Source organism: Actinosynnema sp. NPDC023658 (assembly GCF_040639995.1).
Classification (GTDB): domain Bacteria; phylum Actinomycetota; class Actinomycetes; order Mycobacteriales; family Pseudonocardiaceae; genus Actinosynnema.
In genome coordinates this window covers 1-1,282 of record NZ_JBFAAX010001341.1, presented here as the reverse complement: position 1 = coordinate 1,282, position 1,282 = coordinate 1, and the positions used below count along the sequence as shown (strand labels likewise).

Genomic DNA, 1,282 nt, shown 5'->3' with positions numbered 1-1,282 from the left:
GCGTCGGTGACGTCGGGGTGCGCCAGCAGCACGGCTTCCACCTCCCCCAGCTCGACGCGGAACCCGCGCAGCTGCACCTGGGTGTCGATGCGGCCGAGGTAGTCGAGCGACCCGTCGGGCAGCCAGCGCACGAGGTCGCCGGTGCGGTAGAGGCGCCCGCCGGAGCCGAACGGGTCCGGCACGAACCGGTCCGCCGTCAGGTCCGGCCTGCCGACGTAGCCGGTGGCCACGCCCGCGCCGCCGATGTGCAGGTCTCCGGGCACGCCGACGCCCACCGGGTTGCGGTGGCGGTCGAGCACGTGCACGCGCGCGCCGGGCACCGGGATGCCGATGGACGGCACGCGCGGCCCCGTGGGCGGCACGGCGCCGCTCGTGGTGACGACCGTCGCCTCCGCCGGGCCGTACAGGTTGAGCAGGGTGAACGGCGCGTCGGGCGAGGGGCGCTTGCGCAGCGCGTCACCGCCGGTGGTGAGCACCCGCAACGGGCTGCCCCCGGGCCACGGCACGTCCAGCGCCAGCTCGCACAGCGGGGTGGGCAGGAACCCGACCGTGATGCCGTGGTCGGTCAGCCAGCGCACGGCGTGCTCGCCGGAGGCGGTGGTGTCCGGGTCGGCCAGGTGCAGCTCGGCGCCGGCGGCCAGCGCGGACCAGGTCTCCAGCACCGACACGTCGAACCCGGTGCCCGCGATCTGCGACACCCGGTCGTGCTCGGTGGTCGCGCAGTCGGCGTTGTACCAGTCGACGCGCAGCGCCAGCCCGCCGTGGTCGAGCAGCACGCCCTTCGGCTGCCCGGTCGAGCCGGAGGTGTGGATGACGTAGGCCGCGTCGTCGGGACCGATCGGCACCTCGGGCGCAGAGGCCGGGTCGCGCGGCTCGTCCACCGCCACGACCGGGCCCGCGAAGCCCTCGACCAGGTCGCGGGTCTCCCCCGTCACCAGCACGGCCGCCGCGCCGGCCGTGGCCAGCACCTGCGCCACGCGGGCGGCGGGGAACGCGGCGTCCACGGGGGCGTACGCGGCACCGGCGCGCATCACGGCCAGTGAGCCGACCACGTACTCGACCCCGCGCGGCGCGCACACCACCACCCGGTCGCCGCGACCGACGCCCAGCGACACCAGGTGCGCGGCCAACCGGGCCGACTCCTCGTCCAGCTCCGCGTACGACACGCGCCGCTCGCCGTGCACGAGGGCGGTCGCCCCGGGCCGCCGCACGGCCTGCGCCGCGATCCGCGCGGGCACCGGCTCCCGGCTGCCGAGGGCGGGCCGGGGTGCGCCGAACCGCC

General features: G+C 77.3%; 1 protein-coding gene. It reads right to left on the bottom strand.

Translation table 11 applies throughout. The features are described from left to right. A partial coding sequence (locus AB0G02_RS40810) for an amino acid adenylation domain-containing protein (RefSeq protein WP_360806090.1) occupies positions 1-1,282 on the bottom strand: 1,282 nt, incomplete at both ends.